The sequence below is a fragment of the Tuberibacillus calidus DSM 17572 genome (genome assembly GCF_000430685.1).
Taxonomy (GTDB): Bacteria; Bacillota; Bacilli; order Bacillales; family Sporolactobacillaceae; genus Tuberibacillus; species Tuberibacillus calidus.
This window is the reverse complement of sequence record NZ_AUMM01000017.1, coordinates 1-19,073: the sequence shown is the minus strand read 5'-3', so window position 1 is coordinate 19,073 and position 19,073 is coordinate 1. Positions and strand designations below refer to the sequence as shown.

Annotated in this window: 23 protein-coding genes, 1 pseudogene and 1 riboswitch; of the genes and pseudogenes, 18 read left to right on the top strand and 6 right to left on the bottom strand. The window is 42.6% G+C overall.

Translation table 11 applies throughout. From position 1 onward, the window contains the following. Positions 1–147 precede the first annotated feature (147 nt). A pseudogene (locus tag H532_RS0105085) lies at positions 148–1,224 on the top strand (helix-turn-helix domain-containing protein). 298 nt (positions 1,225–1,522) lie between these two features. On the opposite strand, the gene H532_RS17905 reads toward H532_RS0105085, so the two are convergent. Continuing rightward, complete coding sequence (locus H532_RS17905; RefSeq protein WP_038111598.1) at positions 1,523–1,801, bottom strand: hypothetical protein; 279 nt, start codon at positions 1,799–1,801, stop codon at positions 1,523–1,525. Positions 1,802–1,818: 17 nt separating this feature from the next. Next, entirely contained in the window at positions 1,819–2,787 is a 969-nt protein-coding gene (locus H532_RS0105075; protein ID WP_027724594.1) for a quinone oxidoreductase family protein, read from the bottom strand. A gap of 134 nt (positions 2,788–2,921) precedes the next feature. Between H532_RS0105075 and H532_RS0105070 the strand changes: the two genes are divergently transcribed. From H532_RS0105070 to H532_RS0105060, 3 genes are all read left to right on the top strand, one after another. Next, complete coding sequence (locus H532_RS0105070) at positions 2,922–3,530, top strand: TetR/AcrR family transcriptional regulator C-terminal domain-containing protein (protein ID WP_027724593.1); 609 nt, start codon at positions 2,922–2,924, stop codon at positions 3,528–3,530. Between the two features lie 86 nt (positions 3,531–3,616). After that, positions 3,617–3,946, top strand: coding sequence for a YrdB family protein (locus H532_RS0105065; protein WP_027724592.1), 330 nt, complete (start codon positions 3,617–3,619; stop codon positions 3,944–3,946). A 32-nt stretch (positions 3,947–3,978) separates the two neighbouring features. Then, on the top strand, positions 3,979–4,824 hold the full coding sequence (locus H532_RS0105060; protein WP_245566409.1) for an SPL family radical SAM protein: 846 nt from the start codon (positions 3,979–3,981) through the stop codon (positions 4,822–4,824). A gap of 145 nt (positions 4,825–4,969) precedes the next feature. Here H532_RS0105060 and H532_RS0105055 read toward each other — a convergent pair whose 3' ends face one another. Further along, positions 4,970–5,563 carry a YcnI family copper-binding membrane protein gene (locus H532_RS0105055; protein ID WP_038111596.1) on the bottom strand — a complete coding sequence of 198 codons (594 nt, stop codon included), beginning with the start codon at positions 5,561–5,563 and terminating at the stop codon, positions 4,970–4,972. Positions 5,564–5,886: 323 nt separating this feature from the next. Between H532_RS0105055 and H532_RS0105050 the strand changes: the two genes are divergently transcribed. Beyond that, positions 5,887–6,474 (top strand): DeoR family transcriptional regulator, encoded by a 588-nt coding sequence (locus H532_RS0105050; RefSeq protein WP_027724589.1) that lies wholly within the window; start codon positions 5,887–5,889, stop codon positions 6,472–6,474. A gap of 221 nt (positions 6,475–6,695) precedes the next feature. Further along, positions 6,696–8,252: a copper resistance CopC/CopD family protein gene (locus tag H532_RS0105045; RefSeq protein ID WP_027724588.1), complete on the top strand. Its 1,557-nt coding sequence runs from the start codon at positions 6,696–6,698 to the stop codon at positions 8,250–8,252. Between the two features lie 419 nt (positions 8,253–8,671). Here H532_RS0105045 and H532_RS20590 read toward each other — a convergent pair whose 3' ends face one another. Beyond that, entirely contained in the window at positions 8,672–8,818 is a 147-nt protein-coding gene (locus H532_RS20590; protein WP_169721025.1) for a hypothetical protein, read from the bottom strand. A 182-nt stretch (positions 8,819–9,000) separates the two neighbouring features. Next, a riboswitch (cyclic di-AMP (ydaO/yuaA leader) is annotated at positions 9,001–9,126 on the top strand. Between the two features lie 302 nt (positions 9,127–9,428). Between H532_RS20590 and H532_RS0105035 the strand changes: the two genes are divergently transcribed. Further along, a complete protein-coding gene (locus H532_RS0105035; RefSeq protein ID WP_027724587.1) occupies positions 9,429–11,258 on the top strand; it encodes an APC family permease in 1,830 nt (609 codons plus the stop codon). Positions 11,259–11,355: 97 nt separating this feature from the next. Here H532_RS0105035 and H532_RS20215 read toward each other — a convergent pair whose 3' ends face one another. After that, complete coding sequence (locus H532_RS20215; protein WP_155994972.1) at positions 11,356–11,517, bottom strand: hypothetical protein; 162 nt, start codon at positions 11,515–11,517, stop codon at positions 11,356–11,358. A gap of 276 nt (positions 11,518–11,793) precedes the next feature. Here H532_RS20215 and H532_RS0105025 point away from each other — a divergent pair, with 276 nt between their 5' ends. The 7 genes from H532_RS0105025 (at position 11,794) to H532_RS0104995 (ending at position 15,193) form a co-directional block, all read left to right on the top strand. Continuing rightward, the gene (locus H532_RS0105025; protein ID WP_155994981.1) at positions 11,794–12,057 is read left to right on the top strand and encodes a hypothetical protein; all 264 of its coding nucleotides are present in this window, start codon (positions 11,794–11,796) and stop codon (positions 12,055–12,057) included. Positions 12,058–12,060: 3 nt separating this feature from the next. Continuing rightward, on the top strand, positions 12,061–12,291 hold the full coding sequence (locus tag H532_RS0105020; RefSeq protein ID WP_027724585.1) for a hypothetical protein: 231 nt from the start codon (positions 12,061–12,063) through the stop codon (positions 12,289–12,291). 43 nt (positions 12,292–12,334) lie between these two features. Then, a complete protein-coding gene (locus H532_RS0105015) occupies positions 12,335–12,568 on the top strand; it encodes a hypothetical protein (RefSeq protein ID WP_027724584.1) in 234 nt (77 codons plus the stop codon). Positions 12,569–12,651: 83 nt separating this feature from the next. Further along, positions 12,652–12,888 (top strand): hypothetical protein, encoded by a 237-nt coding sequence (locus H532_RS0105010; protein WP_027724583.1) that lies wholly within the window; start codon positions 12,652–12,654, stop codon positions 12,886–12,888. A gap of 186 nt (positions 12,889–13,074) precedes the next feature. Beyond that, positions 13,075–13,440 carry a hypothetical protein gene (locus H532_RS0105005; protein ID WP_027724582.1) on the top strand — a complete coding sequence of 122 codons (366 nt, stop codon included), beginning with the start codon at positions 13,075–13,077 and terminating at the stop codon, positions 13,438–13,440. 205 nt (positions 13,441–13,645) lie between these two features. After that, positions 13,646–13,918, top strand: coding sequence for a hypothetical protein (locus H532_RS0105000; RefSeq protein WP_081412323.1), 273 nt, complete (start codon positions 13,646–13,648; stop codon positions 13,916–13,918). Positions 13,919–14,086: 168 nt separating this feature from the next. Continuing rightward, positions 14,087–15,193, top strand: coding sequence for a branched-chain amino acid aminotransferase (locus H532_RS0104995; protein ID WP_027724580.1), 1,107 nt, complete (start codon positions 14,087–14,089; stop codon positions 15,191–15,193). A 220-nt stretch (positions 15,194–15,413) separates the two neighbouring features. Here the strand turns inward: H532_RS0104995 and H532_RS0104990 are convergent, their stop codons facing one another. Beyond that, the gene (locus H532_RS0104990; RefSeq protein ID WP_027724579.1) at positions 15,414–16,061 is read right to left on the bottom strand and encodes a peptidylprolyl isomerase; all 648 of its coding nucleotides are present in this window, start codon (positions 16,059–16,061) and stop codon (positions 15,414–15,416) included. A gap of 314 nt (positions 16,062–16,375) precedes the next feature. Between H532_RS0104990 and H532_RS0104985 the strand changes: the two genes are divergently transcribed. From H532_RS0104985 to H532_RS0104970, 4 genes are all read left to right on the top strand, one after another. After that, positions 16,376–17,176: an amino acid ABC transporter substrate-binding protein gene (locus H532_RS0104985; protein ID WP_027724578.1), complete on the top strand. Its 801-nt coding sequence runs from the start codon at positions 16,376–16,378 to the stop codon at positions 17,174–17,176. 12 nt (positions 17,177–17,188) lie between these two features. After that, positions 17,189–17,872, top strand: coding sequence for an amino acid ABC transporter permease (locus H532_RS0104980; RefSeq protein ID WP_027724577.1), 684 nt, complete (start codon positions 17,189–17,191; stop codon positions 17,870–17,872). A gap of 22 nt (positions 17,873–17,894) precedes the next feature. Beyond that, on the top strand, positions 17,895–18,644 hold the full coding sequence (locus H532_RS0104975) for an amino acid ABC transporter ATP-binding protein (protein ID WP_027724576.1): 750 nt from the start codon (positions 17,895–17,897) through the stop codon (positions 18,642–18,644). Positions 18,645–18,844: 200 nt separating this feature from the next. Next, a partial coding sequence (locus tag H532_RS0104970) for a thiol-disulfide oxidoreductase DCC family protein (protein WP_027724575.1) occupies positions 18,845–19,073 on the top strand: 229 nt, incomplete at its 3' end.

Here is a 19,073-nt window from a genome sequence, read left to right as displayed (position 1 = left end):
GCGACTATATGTTGATGAAGATGATAAATGACAAATATATTGACTCAGTAGATTGAAAGAGGTCGCAGTTTAGTTTGGAGATTCACCGCAAGAAATATCAAAAAAACAATTTGATAAGTCTTATAATTAAATATAGGAGTGAGATCAATGAATGAACTTGTGCAACAAATGATTGACTGGATTGAAGATCATCTTAAAAAACCCTTTTCATTGGATAAATTATCTCATTATATGGGATATTCCCCTTATTATTGTTCGTTTAAGTTTCACCAAGTAACCGATATAAGTATTAGACGGTATGTTCTCCTTAGAAGATTGTATTTATCAATGGAGGATTTGAAAAACAATAGGAAGATCACTGATATTGCCATTGATTACGGTTATTCTTCTTAAGAAGCAAATAGCAGAGCCTTTAGGTCGATTTTTGGTATCAATCCCAGGGAGTATCAACGTAACAAGCTGCCCGTTCGGTCGATCGTTAAATTGACTATAGAAAAAGATGGGGGATGGTATGATATGGATATTTCTCGAAAAATGGAGGTTGAAAAGTTAAAACATGAAAAAAAAGACTGGTTTGATAAAGATGTCCTTCACATTTTGAACGGTCAAGTCATTTATGAGGAGTTTAATGAAAATAGGCTAATGGGAGATGCCGATTATGCACCGTTTAACGAAGCGATGTGTGTGAACAAAACGACTGAACGAATTTTCGATGCGGAGTTTATCAATGTGAGAGCCTCCGGACATCATGTTTCCGTTAATGATTACATCCAAAGAGTGATCGATCCGTTAGAAAGCCTCTTTAAGAAGAAACAACAATGTATCGTTTTATGGTTTGGTGAAGACATGTTTTGTCAAATGAACTTACTTACATTACTTGCCTATCTTGAACAATCAGGCTATAAGGGGCAAGTATTCTTAAATAGTTTTAGGGAGGATGAATTTAAAGTCCGTCAAACTGAACTTAAATTAGGTCACTATCATTCGGTCTACCAGGAAGTATTGATTAACCATAGAAAACCAGCCACGGAGCTTCTTCCAGTCATGTATCAGGCGATCGATATATTTTTAGATATGTTAAAAGAAGATAATGCGGTCGTCAAATTTATTTCCAAAAATAAAGATTTACCGACTTCAGAGTTACTTAAAAAGTTATTTGAACGTTTCCCAACTATCGGATATGGGGATTCTCAATATTTAGAGCTTATAAATAGAACGCGATGACGAGAGACTGGAAGGTTGTGTAAGTAGTGCCAATGGGATTATGCACTGTTTTCTTTGACGGAGCGCGGGTCACGAGGCAAAGGAATCTCAAAAAAATCACAAACCCCCATCATCTCATATGGTGGGGGTTATTTTATATTGGTAAGTATTTTCGGCATACATAAGGGCTAACTTGGCTCTGCGTTGGTAAAGGCATGTACGGGTACGAAGTTAAAGATATGTGCAACTTGTACCCTCTCTTTAAGAACTTGGCTATACTAAAATGAAGAGAAAAATCGTCTTTTAGGGGATGAGTAAATCATATATGTTGTTTTACCATTTTTATAAAAGCTTTCCCTTTGTTGTAAACAAATCTTTCCCATTTCACCAACATTCCGTTTCCATTTTTGTCCATTACTAATTTCGCAACATGATTTTTATGAAATTCCGCTACACGTTTATGATGTTCTCTTTGAAATGGATGTAAGCGTGGTGAATGATTTGCTCGATCATGTCGGTTGAAATCATCTAAAAGGTCAATTGTCATTGCGATCTTTTGTTCAATGGCTTGATACCAACGGTAAATGTGTTTTAACATGTTTATCTTTCCCTTTATTAAATGACAATAACGATTCTTTTGCCTTGAAAATCTTCACGTTTCCAAGCGGCTTCAATGTTTTGGAGAGGAACCTCTTCGATGTCCATATGGAGCTTTCCGTTCTGGATCCAATTCCACACTTGGGTCGTTCCTTCTTGCAAGGTTTGGGGTGTTAGGCCGACGCTTGCTCCATATATTTCAAGACCGGTGGTTCGCAAGGCTTCGGCAGGAAGAGAAATTGTTGATCCCGCTTTTTCACCAATTTGGACAAGTCGTACTCTGCGTTTGGCAAAGCTCAACTCTTTTGGAACGAACGCATGAACCAAAAGTTCGGTGACATGCCCCCACAAGAAATCTAGGATAATATCAATCCCATTTTCTACTTCCTTCCTAAATTCCTCAACAAGACATTCATCTGGCTGCTTAAGATTAATAATTGTATCTACTCCATACGATTTGATTTGCTTAATAGATTCTTCATTGCGACCAGTTGCAATAATTTTACCTGCACCGAGATGTTTTGCGACTTGGACCGCAAGTTTTCCAGCAACACCCGTCGCACCGTTAATCAGCACAGTTTCTCCTTGTTGAAGCTTCACACCCCATTTCAGAGGGAATAGGGAAGTTAATGTAGGGCCTGGCATGGCAGCTGCTGTCACGGCATTTACTCCTTCAGGAATAGGGACGGTATTCCCTTTAGGCACGGCAACTTTTTCCGCCATTGCCCCGTATGGCGCCCTCATCCCCCCAAACCCAACTATCCTGCCGTCGGGAAGTGTTCCAACACCGTCAAATCCTACAACAGCGGGAAAGGTAGATAAGAATTGTCGACTTGCAAAGTGGGTTCCTAAAGCAATCATTTTATCCACATTTTCCAATGCGACAGCTTTAACATTGATTAAAACATCATTTTCGTTTGGAATCGGATCCGGGAAATCTTCATATCGAGGCATTTCCCCAAAATCATGTAAAACCGCTGCTTTCATGCTCTTGGCCTCCTTATGATTTTTAAATATCAACCCTAACACATATAGAGGTATATCCAAATTATAATCTATATATGTTAGAGAGTCAATCTTGTGTTAAAATATTAGGTAAAAGATGTTAAGGGGACATAACAATGGCACTTAATAAGGAGATTGTCATAAAAGAAGCATTAAAGTTACTAAATGAGGTTGGTATTGAAGGTGTCAGTTTGAGGGCGCTGGCAAAAAGATTAGGTGTTAAAGCTCCAACCCTATATTGGCATGTCAAAAGTAAGGCTGCCTTGAAAAATGAGATGACCGAGCACATCCTGCAACCGGTCGTGGATAGTCTACCTAACCGAAATGTTGATCAGTCCTGGCAGGAGTGGTTGATTCATGTATTAAATCAATTAAGAAAAGCGTTGCTCTCTTACACCGACGGAGCTAGAGTTGTTGCGGGTGCGCATATTTCTCTTAATATGTCATATGTGATGGAAAAAGCCATAAGAACGCTCCTTACAGCAGGGGTTAGTTTACGGGAGTCGCGATTGATTGTATTGACCAGTGTTCACTACACTTTGGGGCATGTCATTGAGGAACAAACACCCCCAGATACAAAAATGAATGAGAACTTTGACATGGAGCGATTTGCCAAAGACCATCCGACCATTGTAGCCGCTATTGAAGAGTATTTCAACTCTGGTCGTACTGCGGATGATATTTTTAATGACGGATTAAGATTAATCATTAAGGAAAAAAATTAAAGACCCATGTGGGAGCCATATGTTGCATTGAGTCCTAGGTCCGCTATCTGGAATTATATCCATTCTGGCATAAAAGGGAGAAGAAAATGGGTATCAACCTCTTATTACGGTTTGTTTTGGAAATAGGCGCCTTAATATCATTAGGGTACTGGGGATTTCATTTGGATCTTGCCTTAGGTTTGAAAATAGTTGTGGGGATCGGTGCGCCGCTATTGGCTGCGGTTATCTGGGCAACATTTGGATCGCCAGCTGCACCGTTTCCTGTTAAAGGATGGAGAAAACTATTCCTTGAAGTCATGATATTCGGCGGCAGTGCCTTAGCCTTATTTGCGGCTGGGCAACGGGTACTAGCCATTCTCTTTGTTTTACTAACCGTCCTCAACCGCGTTCTCATGCAAATTTGGCATCAGATCTAATATGATGATCCTATGAAGAAAATGGCTTCACTTTGGAGGGATGGACGCTGGAAACCAAGGCGATTGTCACAAAGAAAATCTTAACGGAAGCTAGCGGCTACTTAGATGTCGGTTTTACCCATTCTTTAAATCCTTATAGCGGCTGTCGGTTTTCTTGCCTGTATTGTTATGTCCGGGAATTGCCCATCCAAAGATTTAAGGATCGGCCGTGGGGCGAATGGGTGGAGATGAAAAGCAATGCGGCGGAAAGCTACAGAAAGGAAATAAAGAAACTGCGGCAAAAAGGAAAACCCGTTCATATTTACATGTCCTCAGCCACTGACCCCTATCAACCCATTGAACGCAAAGCCCGGATTACCCGGGAAATTTTAGAAGCCATGTTAGAGGAACCACCTGACTCCATACAGATTCAAACGCGCGGGCCGCTCATTACGAGAGACATTGATTTGTTCGTCCAATTAAAAGAGAAATGTGACGTCCTCGTCTCCATGACGGTGGAAACAGATCGGGAAGATATCAAAAGGATTTTCGCGCCATTGGCACCGGGAGTCAAACTACGGATTAAGGCTTTAAAAGCGGTTCACGATGCGGGAATACGAACGCAAGCGGCGGTATCGCCCGTCTTGCCGTTCACACCCGAATTTCCGGAAAAATTAGAGCCTGTTGCTGATCGGGTATGGATTGATACATTAACCATCGGCGACGGGGCGATGGGCCGCCGCTCCAAGAGACTCGGGATGCCGAAACTCTTTGAAGCGCATGAGCTCTCCGATTGGTACCTCGATGACCTCCATGCGAGAGTCGAGCGGTATTTTCATAAAACCTTTCCCCGCGACCGGGTTTTTGTTTCGAAAACTGGAGCTTTTCCGGTTAAGTAAAGGTACGTTTTGATGTTTGAATTGAAAAACGTGACGCACAAGGAAATGCGTCACGTTTTACACTTTATCGACTTTTTATTGGTTGTGCCAAATTAACGAAATGCCTAGGAGAAAATATATTTCCATCAAAAAGGATGGCGATACGTTAGGCCGTTTTCCGCCCTCTCATTAGACTGATGAAAAGGGCAATGACACTTAGGACAACCGCTGTGATGGAAAGATACAACGGCCATTGGCTGGTTTGATCGGATGTTGCGCTTGCTGTTTGCTGATCCGTTGCTGTCACAATTTTGGTTACCGAAGCGGGGTGTTCGGAATCCTCAGGGCCGATCCATTTGACGACACTGCCATCACTGTAAGTTTGATAAGCCTTCCATTGCAAGGATTTAGCATCTTTCGCCACTTTAGCCATAATCGGAAATTCAATAAATTGACCGGCTAAAAGCCCTTTATCTTCCGCTGTCCAAATTAAAGATGTCATTTTTCCATTCTGATCTTTTTGGGCATTAAACGTCCAGCCGTTTACCGGTTCGATGGACATCACTTCTGCTCCGTCAGGAACTCGGACTTCGACTTTTGTTGTTGCGATGTCTTTTTCATTAGGTACTTTAATGACGAATTTTTGCCAAGAGTCGGCTGGAACCTGATTCGGGTCAACCGTCACATGGGCGCTGGCGATCCCTGCCCATAAAAACATAAAGGCTAAAACGGCAGGGAAAATGGTGAACAGTTTCTTCATCAATAAACCTCTCCTTGGAGTGATTGATTTACCTCGCGTTTTCAACTAATGATAATATGTGTTATATTCAAACATTTTATAACACCATCTAACAATATTTTAGTATAAAATCATTCCGGAAAGATTGTTAAGATGTAACAAATTGGTGAAAAGTCTGTGAAGTACAAGTGAAAACGTTTGTAGCGACGATGAGGTGTTAAAAAGTTCATAGATTTGTCGATGGAGCGCTGTCAAATCCCTCCACTTTTTTTGTTAAACTATGTTTATAAATGTTAAAAATCATCAAAACTTGTTGGTGAGAATGAGAAGAAGGAGTCGCCGACATGTTGCGGATTGAACGCCAAGAAAAAATTAAAGAATGGATCGCTCAAAAGAAGAACATGACTATCAAAGAATTAAGCAAGCATTTAGGTGTCTCGGAAATGACGGTCCACCGCGACTTAAAGCCTTTAATCGAAGAAGGGACGATTATTAAAACTTTTGGGGGTATTACCTATAGAGGTGATGCTGCTCTAGATGCTCCTTCGCCGAAAGAAGAATGCGTGTATTGTCGTAAAAAAGTCAATGAATCTTTCGCGTTTCGGCTGATCCTTTCGGAGAATCGCATTGAAGCCGCTTGCTGCGCGCACTGTGGGTTACTACGCTACCAGCAATTAGACAGAGACGTCTTGCAGGCCATTTGTTATGACTTTTTGCGTAAAACCACGATTAGTGTTCCTCTGACGTGGTTTGTCATGGACGCGTCTTTAGATTTGGGCTGCTGCCAGCCGCAAGTTCTCACCTTTGAATATAAGAAACATGCCGAGCAATTTGTGAAAGGCTTTGGCGGTAAGGTCTTTTCCTTTGAAGAAATCCTTATAGAATTGCCGAAAAAGATGCATTTGAAAAAGGCGCATCACTGCCAGGAGTGAAACAGAGAACGATAGGCTGAAAGTGGTATCCCCAACAAATAAATGAAATGAAGTTCATGGTCTATCGCCCAGCCATGACGCTCTTAAAAACTCGCTCAACTACAAGGTGACAGCCGCTTAACGGAAAAGGAAATCACTTAGTAGTGAAAGTGTTTTTCGTAAAGAGCGAGGATGGTCTTGTCAAAAATGATCTTAAGCTTTTTATGAGGGAGGGGGTTTCAATGAAGAAATTCATTGCTTTTTTGATTTTGGGGGTACTACTATTTCTCCCACAAGTCACCGAAGCCCATGCGACGTTAATTCAATCCACACCTAGCCCGAACAGCCAATTAAAAGAGGCACCGAACAAGGTCGTTTTATCGTTTAATGAACGTCTACAAAGAGATTTATACTATATTAAGGTTTATGATAGCGAAGGACATCTCGTGTCCGAATCAACGACGAAGATGTCGCCGGACCACACCCAGTTATCCGTCGGGTTGAAAAAGCTTAAGAATGGGACATATACCGTCAGCTATCATGTGATTTCCGCTGATGGGCACCCAGTAGAATCTTCCTATTTGTTTCAGGTGGGTAACGGGTCAGACCTGCTAAATCGCCCGGCGCCTGAACCAGCCAATAATGGTGGTCAAAGCGGTATCGCTTTTTCCTTTTATGGCATCTATGAATTGTTCTTTTTGGCTTTTGCAGGATGGATTTTCATCGGTGTCCTTCGACGCGAGTGGATACATCAGCAAAAAGCTGGTTGGTACCAAGCATTAAAGCTTTTCTTTCTGATTAGCGCAGTGCTTCTCAGCCTTAGCGACAGCTATGGTGCCCTTTCAGGATTATCCGGGAGTCAATGGGGGACTTATTTCTTTCACACGGAACTCGGCTTGATCAGTTTAATCAGAGTTTTATTGGCTATCATTGGTGTTTTGATTTTGCAGTGGTTTCGGTGGTTGGACGGCCTATGGGTTGTTGGCATGATCGCACTCGAAGCAGCGGTTGGTCATGCCGCGGTTTTTCATCCAGTCCCACTTACGCTTGTGTCTGATGCAGTGCATTTATTTGCGGCTGCTTTTTGGGTCGGCGGTTTAGTGTTTCTCTTATTCCATTATAAAAGCCACCTAAAAAGTTTTTTGCCGTTTTTCTCAAATGGCGCTTTCATCAGCCTTTTGATTTTAGTTGTTACTGGATTTGTCTTAACGCTTCTCTTTTCACCCGATATATCAGATGTGTTTAAAAGCGATTGGGGGCAGTTACTGGTTGTTAAGGTTTTTGTCGTGCTGCTTGTTTTCTTAACAGCCGCGATTATAAGGGAACGCCTGAAAAGCCGCAACCCACATGCCTTTAAGCGTTGGATCAAAGTGGATGCCGCACTTATGTTTATTCTCATGATTATTGTTGGAGCATTGACGCATTTAACGCCATTTCCTCCTAATGAACCGGTCTATTGGAAAACCGATCGTGAAGGATGTACCATCGCCACATCCATTTACCCGACAAATCCCGGCACCGAGCAAACGATACAGTTGGCTGTGCAGTGTAAAGATCGAAAAATGACCACTGCCGAGATGACTTTGCAGGAATTAAATAAAGAAGAATTGGCACCATTCCACATTTCTTTAAAGCGGGATGCGGCTCGGTCGGATGATGACCACGTCAGCTATTTCACAGCGAAGGGTTCGTATTTGACTATCCCGGGGAAATGGCAGCTGAAGTTGACGATTTATGATCGTCAGGATAATTACATTGAAGTTGGGCATTCTTTTGAAATTTATCGGGTCAAACCTTGAAAAAGCCTAATGTGGAAACATTAAAGTGGGACGTGCAGCAAGTAATGCCATCACAAGGCGGTAGAACTTCGCACGCAAAAATGCCCATGGTGATCTAGACTCGCGCAAAGTGCGGCATTTATGCTCATTTTTCGGGATGGAAAGCCAAGAAGGTGAGTAGTGGCTCCATAATTTGGAAAAATCAAGGTTAAATATGTAAAAAACTGGAGCATATGAGCGATTTTGAAGCCGATCGTCATCGAAAATGCACAAAAACAGGATTTATGCTCATTTTTCAGCAAAAAGAGCCACGAAAATCAGCAGACGCTCCAGAATTTGGAATAACATGGGCTAAAAACGACAAAAACTAGAACTGAGATGCAATGATCAGGCAGAACGAACTAAGAAAACGCACTAAAACGGGGGTTAACCCCGTTTTTTTATTTACTTCGCCTGGCACCGGCTTCCCGGGCCGTCATGGAACCTACACCCGCTTTGATATCGGTTTGGATCTGTTTTTTTACCTTTTGTGCATTGGTCCCAGAATGGCCTGGTTTCAACATTGACTGTATGTTATTGTTTGGCATGCTTTTCCCTCCTCTGTTGCTTTATATTGTGTGCCTCTGACATCCTGATAATGTCTGAAGGTTGATGCTATTTTCTGCACAGAATTTGACGCGGATAAGACATGATGTCGTCGGCTAAAAAAATTACCCGAAAAACAATTGACAATGTGTAATGGCGTTTATAAAATGAGGGCATCAATGGAATATTATTTGTGCCTAATCCCTTTTAGGGAGTGGGGGACCCGTTTTTTTGGGGTGAATCCTTTCTAGGTAGGGCGGCCCGGCCCGAACCCGTCAGCTAACCTCATCGGCATAGGGAGAGTGATGATTGCACGGGAACTATTAAAGCATCGCTTTGATAGTTTTTTCTTTTTTTTACTGTTGAAATTTAACAAGTGCCACCCATTTTTTAATTAGAATTTCCGATCGCATATAGGTGACTAAGGGTCTGTGGTTATCAACAGGCTAATACTGGTAAGGATGTAGAACTTTTATTATGCCAGTATAAGGGCAACTAAGGGTCTGTCTCAAAAGTCCGGGGTCAGACTTCCGAAATAACGGGGGAGTCTAGCCCCTATGAGTCAGGCGCAAGTTTTCAATATCATCTGTGTGATATGAAGGTGCAAAAGATATGGTTAGTAAAATTAAACGTTGGATAATCGGCAAACCGCTTAAAACGCATGAAATTCAAGATCAAAAACTAAATAAATTAAAGGCGTTGGCTTTATTGTCATCCGACGCTTTATCTTCTGTCGCCTACGGTCCTGAACAAATTGTTACAGTTCTTGCTGTTGTGGGGATGGCGGCTTTGTGGTATTCGCTACCCATTGCGGTTGGCGTGTTGGTTTTATTGCTCGCTTTGATTCTCTCTTATCGCCAAATTATTTATGCATACCCGCAAGGCGGTGGAGCATATGTCGTCGCCAAAGAAAATCTGGGGATGAATTTTGGCCTGATTGCTGGGGGATCCTTACTCATTGACTATGTCTTAACGGTAGCGGTCAGCGTCTCAGCTGGAACCGATGCGATGACTTCGGCTTTTCCGGCACTTCATCCCCATAGTGTTTTGATCGCCGTTGTTATCGTCATTATCATAACTATTTTAAACTTGCGGGGCTTATCCGAATCGGCCACAATACTGGCTTATCCGGTTTATTTATTTGTTTTAGCATTGGTCGTCCTGACTATTGCAGGGTTTTACAAAGTGTTAACCGGCCACGCCCCAGCTTCGTCCCACGCACCGGTTGGTTCACCGGTGGCCGGCATCGGTTTATTTCTCATATTAAAAGCCTTTTCATCGGGATGTTCGGCATTGACCGGTGTTGAAGCGATATCGAATGCGATCCCAAGCTTTAAGGCACCGTCTGAGAAAAACGCGGCTTTGACGCTTTCGATGATGGGAGTTATTTTGGGTGCGTTGTTTTCGGGCATCGTTTTTTTGACATATTGGTACGGCATAGGTCCGTCCGTACATCAAACCGTCTTATCACAGCTCAGCACCGAAGTGTTCGGTCGAAACGGTGTGTATTACTTTATTCAGGCGACAACGGCATTAATTTTGGTTCTTGCCGCCAATACCGGTTTTTCTGCCTTTCCATTACTCGCTGTGAATCTTGCTCAAGACAAATTTATGCCTCGTCCTTTTAAATCGAGGGGCGACCGGTTAGGTTATTCCAATGGCATCATGACATTAGGGGTGGCCTCCATTCTATTGATCATAATTTTTGAAGGCAATGTCAGCAATTTAATTCCGCTTTATGCCGTCGGGGTTTTCCTGCCTTTTTCATTATCTCAAACTGGTATGATCCTGAAATGGATCCGGACGAAACCGAAAGGATGGGGGATGAAGCTGGCGGCTAACTTAATCGGTGCCTTGATCTGTTATTTGATTTTAATCATTTTCTTTATCACAAAGTTTACGCATGTTTGGATGGCACTGATTTTTATTCCGCTCGTTGTCTTCGTCTTTCATAAAATTCACCAGCATTATTTGGATGTCGGAGACCAGTTGCGCATCGACATTTCCGAGAAATTAAAAGACGTTAAGCTCTCAGAAAACGTGATTATCGTTCCTGTATCTGGCATTACGACCGTCGTCAAACAATCGCTATTGTACGCGAAGTCGATTACGGATCATGTCATTGCCGTATATATTGGTTTCAGTCCGGAAGCGATCGAAAAAATGGAAAAGCAATGGGAAGAGTGGGATACGGGGGTGCGGCTTGTTACCATTCATTCGCTTTACCGGAGCATTCTCACTCCGCTCAGCCGATTTATTGATGCCGTCAAATATAAAACAGATGAGGCAGGTGCGAGGATTACGGTTGTCATGCCGCAATTTTATACGAAAAAGTGGTGGCATGCGCTGCTTCATAACCAATCTGGAACTTTAATCCGCGCTTATCTGGTGAGAACGAAGGATATCGCCATCACGACGATTCCGTACCACTTTAAAAAGTAAATCCTTCCGAACATCGGAGGGTAGTCCTTTCCGAACACCTTGGGTCTCATATATCTAAATGTTGAATTCTTATAAAAACAATGGGGAGTCCATCGGCTTAGCTCGATGACTCCCCCTTTTTCATTTTTTTATAGATAAAATCGATTCGGTTCATCGTCCGGTAACCGAGAATACCAAGTACAATGGAGTAAACAGTCGTTAAAATCAGGGCGAAGATGCCGATCCCAAAAAGCGTGGTGAGTTTATCCCTTCTGCCCATCTTTGCAATCCCCCTTGTAAGAATGATAAATGGCTTTGTCATAGTTTATCTCTAATCCTCGCATCCATTCAAAACGATGTGTCTGGATTTTGGCATTCACGTGGATTTTCGGATATGACGTTGATGATAGCGTTCTAAACGGTTACGGCGGAACGTTTAACATTAATGGTTGATGGAGAAGTACGTTACCGTAAGTGGTCACGGACATATTTTACAAATACATGAATACTCATTTAAAAAGCGGAAGGGGAGAGACGGAAAATGTCACAGGCACCGATGCCAGCACAATTCTATATTAATATTTGCATGATTAAAGTGAATTCCTTTGAAAATGCCTCGGCCATAAATGTTGGAAACAATTTATTGGCGGAATGGCATAATTCCGATAAGAAAAATATGGGGTTAGGACAGAACATGGGTGATGGGAGCAGCTTTTTAGGCACACGAAGCATGGTCGATGATCGGGACCAAATCGATTCGGCCTCTTCATTTGAATCCGAATGGTTGCCGATGCCCGGCATCCAAGATAAGGAGCGGTGATACATGTTCTTTAAACCGACAAACGTCGAGATTGCTGAAATAAAAATTAATAATGCCGACCATTCGGGACGTGTTTCTTTAGGCTCTACCATTCAAATCGGTCGACATGTTTGTGCCAAAAAGTCACAAGGATTCGGACAACAAATGTCTGACTTAACGCTTAGGGCTTTTAATTGGCATGCTGTTCGGGATGATGATGTTTTAGAGCAACAAACGATCAAAATAAGAAAATAACGTTTACGCTTCGAACATCGGTCTCAGGTTGGGAGGGCGGAAGATGTCGTTTGGTCAGGTAACCATTAATCTTTTGACATTCAAAATAAATGTCGTGGATCATTCGGCGGTTGTAAATCTTGGACCTAGCCAACATATCGATATTTTCGTTTCTTACAAAAGAAGCCAGGGCATTGGCGAGCAAAACGGTGATTTTTCACCGATGGTTTTAACACAATCCTATGTCACGGACCAGGATTATCTTGACAGCCTGACAAGTAAAGTAAGTGTTCTTTGAAAGGCTCCTCCATATTTTTAAACGAAAACATCGAAGTGGTAGTCTTCTGTAGAATGGCGATAAATTTCAAAGGAGATGTTGGAATGGTCTTTTTTACCCCTTTGGCCATCAATCTTTTCGCTTTTAAAGTGAACACGGTTGATAACGGATCGGTCATCAATGCCGGATCTTTGCAGTTCGTTGATGAGCTGCTTTCTTATAAGCGTAACCAGGCGGTAGGAGAGCAAAACGGAGATCTTTCGCCAATCAACATCCCCATTAATAATCTTGTGGATGCGGATATTTTAGATAGCCCGACGAACAAAAACAGTGTCGTATAAAGGCTTAGGCGTTGAAAGTTGCAAACTCACTCAAAGTCAGAAACCGTTCAACGAAAGCATTGCAACGAATGAGTTTCCAGAGATTTCAATTCGGATAATGAAACTTTATTGACCTCCAAACGTAAAAATAATAAAAGGTTTTCCAGGAACCGAAAAGATTGCTTGAGGGTTTGGAGGGCGTTTTGAATGAAAAAAATCATGGTTTTCCTGTTGGCAATAATGATCGGCTTGGCTTATATGCCTCATGTATCTGAAGCAAGAGGATTCGGGACAAGTCGCGGTTTTTCCACCCATACCAGTACCTTCCATACGCGATATCATTCACCTGTCGTCAAAATGCCAAGATCCACGTATAACCGCGGGTCCTCGTTATTGTCCCATGCGGCTTCATTTGGCCTCGGCATGATGATTGGGCATATGTTCCATCCGTTTGGCGGTTATTACGGCGGCCATATGTATGGCTTTTCCCTTTTTGGCCTGCTCGTCGATTTTGTCATCTTTCTTCTTATCATCATGTTGATCAAAAGGATTTTTTCGAGACGACGATATTGAATGGTCATAAATATTTCCCGCCAATGTTAGCCCAACGATGCAGAAAAGAGCACTGCTAAAATAAATGCTCGAACAGGCTTTACCGGATGGTCAATGAAAACACGAACGGGACGGATTTCGATATTTAATAGATGGGCGAATAACCATACCGCGAAAAAACGGGACACATATACTATGGTGTATTCCGTAAAGGAGGGGTATGGGAATGGATCAAGAATTAGAGAGACAATTTTACGGAGGCATGATGCCAGGAATGGGAGCCGGTTTTGGTTATCCAGGATATGGCTATGGTGGTTACCATGGCTTCGGTGGTTATCCTGGATACGGCTTCCATCACCATGGTTTCGGCGGCTATCCCGGATACGGCTTCCATCACCATGGTTTCGGCGGATATCCTGGATATGGCTTCCATCACCATGGGTACGGGGGTTACCCCGGCTACGGATTTGGTTATCCGGGATATAGACTTTGGGAGTAAAATGACAATTTTAACAAAAGCGACGGTTTTAAGCCGCCGCTTTTTGCATTTTAAAAAAGTAAACGCTTTCAAAATAGTATTTATTAACTAATTTATTTTTACATCTTGAAACTTTAATAAATTGGATTTATTATATTTTAAAATCTTAAAATATAAAAACAGGGAGTCTTGACATTGAAGGATTTAACTATTGAATTTACCGGTTGTACATCATTGAAAGACAAACCATCCGCGGATTCTTTGGAATTCGGCAAAGTCTTTACGGATTACATGTTTACGATGGACTACACGAACGAGAAGGGCTGGCATGATGCGCGGATCATTCCTTATCAGCCGATTCAATTGGACCCCGCTGCCATGTGTTTCCATTATGGGCAGACAGTTTTCGAGGGGTTAAAGGCTTATCTCGGAAAGAACGGAAAAGTTCTGTTATTCCGTCCCAAGAAGAACTTTGAAAGAATGAACCGTTCAAATGACCGCTTATGTATTCCTCATATTGATGAAGATTTCGTTTTAGAAGCACTCCGCCAACTTATTTTGATTGAAAAAGACTGGGTTCCAAGAGCGGAGGGTACCTCCCTGTATATACGCCCGTTTATTATTGCCACCGAGCCGTATATTGGCGTTTCACCCTCAAAAAGCTATAAATTTTTGATGATCCTTTCCCCGGTAGGCGCTTACTATAAAGAAGGCATTAATCCTGTCTCCATTGCCGTTGAAACCGAATATGTCCGTGCGGTGAGAGGAGGAACCGGTGAGGCGAAAACCGGTGGCAATTATGCCGCCAGCCTCAAAGCACAAGAGCTCGCCGCCAAAGATGGTTATACACAGGTTTTATGGCTGGATGGCGTCGAACAAAAATATATTGAAGAAGTTGGCAGCATGAACGTTTTCTTTAAGATCAACGGAGAGATTATTACGCCGCAATTAAATGGCAGTATTTTACCGGGAATTACGCGTGATTCCGCCATTCAATTATTGAAATATTGGGGATACCCTGTCACTGAAAGGCGCTTGGCGATCGATGAAGTTATAGAAGCGCATAAAAAAGGGCAATTGGAAGAAATTTTTGGAACGGGAACAGCGGCCGTTATCTCCCCGGTTGGAAAACTGTTATATAAAGGGGAGACTTACATCGTGAATGACGGCGAAATCGGTTCCGTGTCCAAAAAATTATATAAGACGATTGTCGGCATTCAGACAGGCGAACTAGAGGACCCGTTCGGCTGGACATTCGAGGTGACCGAACAAAGGCATATTACGAAAGCAGGATAAAATGAAAGCCGTCTCAACGCCAAGGCTTGATGATGGACGTATGAGGCGGCTATGTTTTTGATGAGGTTGGGCAAAAAGTGGCTAAAAGGTTGACCGCATCCCAAAAATAACCCCATATCACTTTAAAAGTGGTACGGGGTTATTCGTTTTAATGTGACTTTATTGATATAAATGGGGACCAATTTTTGGGAAGTTGACTTATGTCCCAGCCTCTTCTATTTTATTTTATTTTTTTCGGTGAAGGATAATGATAACCTTTCATATCGACGGTCACCGTTTTCATTTTTTGTTCCTGTAAAGGTTTATCCATATCGTCGGTTTCGACCGAAACGATTTTGTCGACGACATCCATCCCTTTGATGACTTTTCCGAAGGCGGCATATTGCCCGTCTAGCTGCGGGGAGCTTGCGACCATAATGAAAAACTGTGAACCCGCTGAATCGGGATCCTGAGCCCGTGCCATCGAAATGACACCGCGCTCGTGTTTAAGATCGTTTTTAAATCCGTTGTAAGTAAATTCACCTTTAATATGATATCCCGGACCGCCTGTTCCGTTGCCATTCGGGTCACCCCCCTGAATCATAAACCCAGGAATCACACGATGGAAGGTCTGTCCATCATAAAAACCTTTCTCCACTAATGAAATGAAATTGGCTACTGTGTTTGGGGCAACTTTGGGATACAATTCAATAAAAATTTTTTGCCCGTTTTCCATTGTGATGGTGACAATGGGGTTTTCTTTCACATCAGACGGATATGCGGTTGCATTATGGGGTTTCCCCTCGTTGGAAGCCTGTCCGCAACTTGTTAAAGAAAAAATGAGCATCAAGATGATCGCTGCCAAGAAAAGTCGATTTTTATTCCACATAGAAAGCCTCCATTTACTTACATCTTGTGTCTATCATATCAAAGATGCTGCGATAAATGAAAAGATTTCCGAAACTTCATTGTTCAAATGTTCAAATAGGGGATTTTAAATCGAGCGAGGATTTTCTCATATGGAAATATACTCCAAAAATATGTCGTCATTTAAATTTTGAAGCAATGGCGGCATTCATGGTTTTCTGACCTGATGGATAAACTATCAGACGGAAGTACATTTCTTGACGATTGGTGTTTAATGTTTTAATTTAGAAAAGCAAATGCGATAAACCCGATAAGAATACTAGGAGGTATCGCGAATTGAAAAAACTCATCGGTATATTTATAACGGTCATGATGATGTTCGTCTTGACGGCCTGCGGGAACGCAAACCAAGACGGCAATAAAAAGGCTAGTCAAGATTTTTATGATAAAGTGAAGAAATCGGGAGTATTAACAATCGGAACGGAAGGAACGTATCCGCCGTTTACTTATCATGATAAAAATCAGCAATTAACCGGATTCGATGTCGACATCGCCCGTGAAGTCGCCAAACGTATCGGCCTTAAGCCGAAATTTATTGAAACCAAATGGGACGGCATGATCGCTGGACTTGATTCCAAGCGTTTCGACATGATTGCGAATGAGGTAGGGATTACGCCCGAACGGCAAAAGAAATACATATTTTCCGATCCCTACATTACTAGCCATGCGGTCTTGATTGTTGGTAAAAATAATCAAACCATTCAATCATTTGAAGATTTAAAAGGAAAGAAAGTTGCCCAATCGTTGACGAGTAATTACCTGAACATCGCGAAGCAATATGGGGCCGAAAACACGCCGGTAGACGGTTTTGATGAAGCGATCAGTCTTATTACTTCAGGTCGCGTCGATGCGACGGTCAATGACAGCCTTTCTTACTTAGATCTCATGAAAAGACGTCCAAACACTGCTGTCAAAAAAGTTGATGAATTGAAAGAAGGGGCACAAAGCGCCTTTATGTTCAGAAAAGGCAGTGACGTATTAGTGGACAAGATCAATCAAGCTTTGCAAGATATGAAGAAGGACGGCACCTATCTTAAAATATCGAAAAAATATTTCGGAACCGATGTTTCCAAATAGGGGTTATTTTCTATGGAACTCAGTGCAAGAGCATCAGATATTTTGCATCTGCTGCTAAATTCCTTTTGGCCGATTTTAAAAGCGGGATTGGCGTTTACCATCCCGCTTACTCTTATTACATTCGCTTTGGGGCTTATCCTTGGTTTCATTATCGCCATTATTCGCCTTTTCAAAATAAAAGTTTTAAAAGATATTGCCTATCTTTATGTGTGGGTGATTAGGGGCACACCCCTACTCGTACAGTTGTTTATTCTTTTTTACGGGTTGCCGAGCATTGGTCTCATTCTTGATCCTTTTACAGCAGCGGTGATCGGATTTACATTAAATATGGGGGCATATAATTCCGAAATCATCCGAGCGGCCATCGATTCCATTCATAAAGGGCAATGGGAAGCGGCTTATTCGTTAGGAATGACTAAAGCTCAGGCGATGCGGCGCATCATTATTCCGCAAGCCATGCGCGTGTCAATTCCACCTCTCAGCAATTCATTCATATCCCTCGTCAAAGACACGTCACTAGCCGCAACGATTACGGTCGGTGAGTTGTTTAGAAAGGGGCAGGAAATCGCGGCAACGAATTATGAGCCGTTTTGGATTTATATCGAAGTCGCCGTGATTTACCTCATTTTTTGTACGATCCTAAATTACTTCCAATCCTTGATGGAAAAACGCACAAGCCGCCATTTGGAACAATAATAAAGGAAATGGGGGTGGCGGAATGATTAAAGTGACGGATTTGTATAAGGCCTTCAAAGGTAATGAAGTTTTAAAAGGCATTTCCTTAAGTGTAAAAAAAGGTGAAACGGCTGTCATTATCGGTCCATCTGGATCAGGTAAAACTACATTTCTCCGCTGTCTGAATTTATTGGAGGTCCCTGATGCGGGGACGATTCAAATCGGCGATTTATCGATGTCTTTTTCAGGAAACCACAGGCATCGCACGCGCGATGTGACGAACTTCAGAAAAAGGACAGGTATGGTCTTTCAAGGCTATCATCTGTTTCCTCATAAAACAGCCGTTGAGAATGTGATGGAAGGACCGATTGTCGTCCAGAAACAAAACAAAAAAGAAGCGAGAGAGCGGGCGCTCGCTCTTTTAGAGAAGGTCGGTTTAGCTGAACACGCTGAGAAGTACCCGTATCAGCTGTCCGGGGGGCAAGAACAGCGGGTTGGCATTGCCCGGGCAATGGCGATGAATCCAGATGTCCTGCTCTTCGATGAGCCGACCTCGGCCCTTGACCCGGAGCTGGTCGGCGAGGTACTGAACGTGATGAAAGATTTGGCTGAAGAGGGCATGACGATGGTCGTTGTTACGCATGAAATGGCTTTTGCCCGCGAGGTGGCCAATCAAGTCATTTTCATGGATGGCGGAAAAATCATTGAAAAAGGCACACCCGAAGACATCTTTGACCGCTCGGAAAATGAACGCACGAATCAATTTTTGAATCGCATCAAGGTTCGGGTATAAAATTTTCAAATGAGGCTGGCTTATAAGGGGTCTCTCCCACCGCGAACTAAACAATATGTGGTTGGGCTGGTGAGTGACCTTGGACTTCTAAGTCAGCCTCTTTTTATAATGGCAGTATAGAAAAAGTTTTTCAGGCGGGCATAAAGACAACTAGGCTCTGTCAAAAACTTAACGGATTCAGAGAAAAGCAGGTGTTCAGGATGGAGGCCATTATTTTATTTGATGGCTATTGTAACCTTTGCAGCGGAAGTGTGCGGTTCGTGATAAAAAGGGACCCGAAAGGCTATTTTCGATTTGCTTCTTTACAAAGTGAAAGTGGAAGGCGGTTATTGGAAGCACACGGGCTAACGGCTTCCCGAAGCATTGTTCTACTTGAAGAGGGAAAGCTTTATCGGAAGTCAACGGCGGTTCTTCGCATCTGCAGGCATT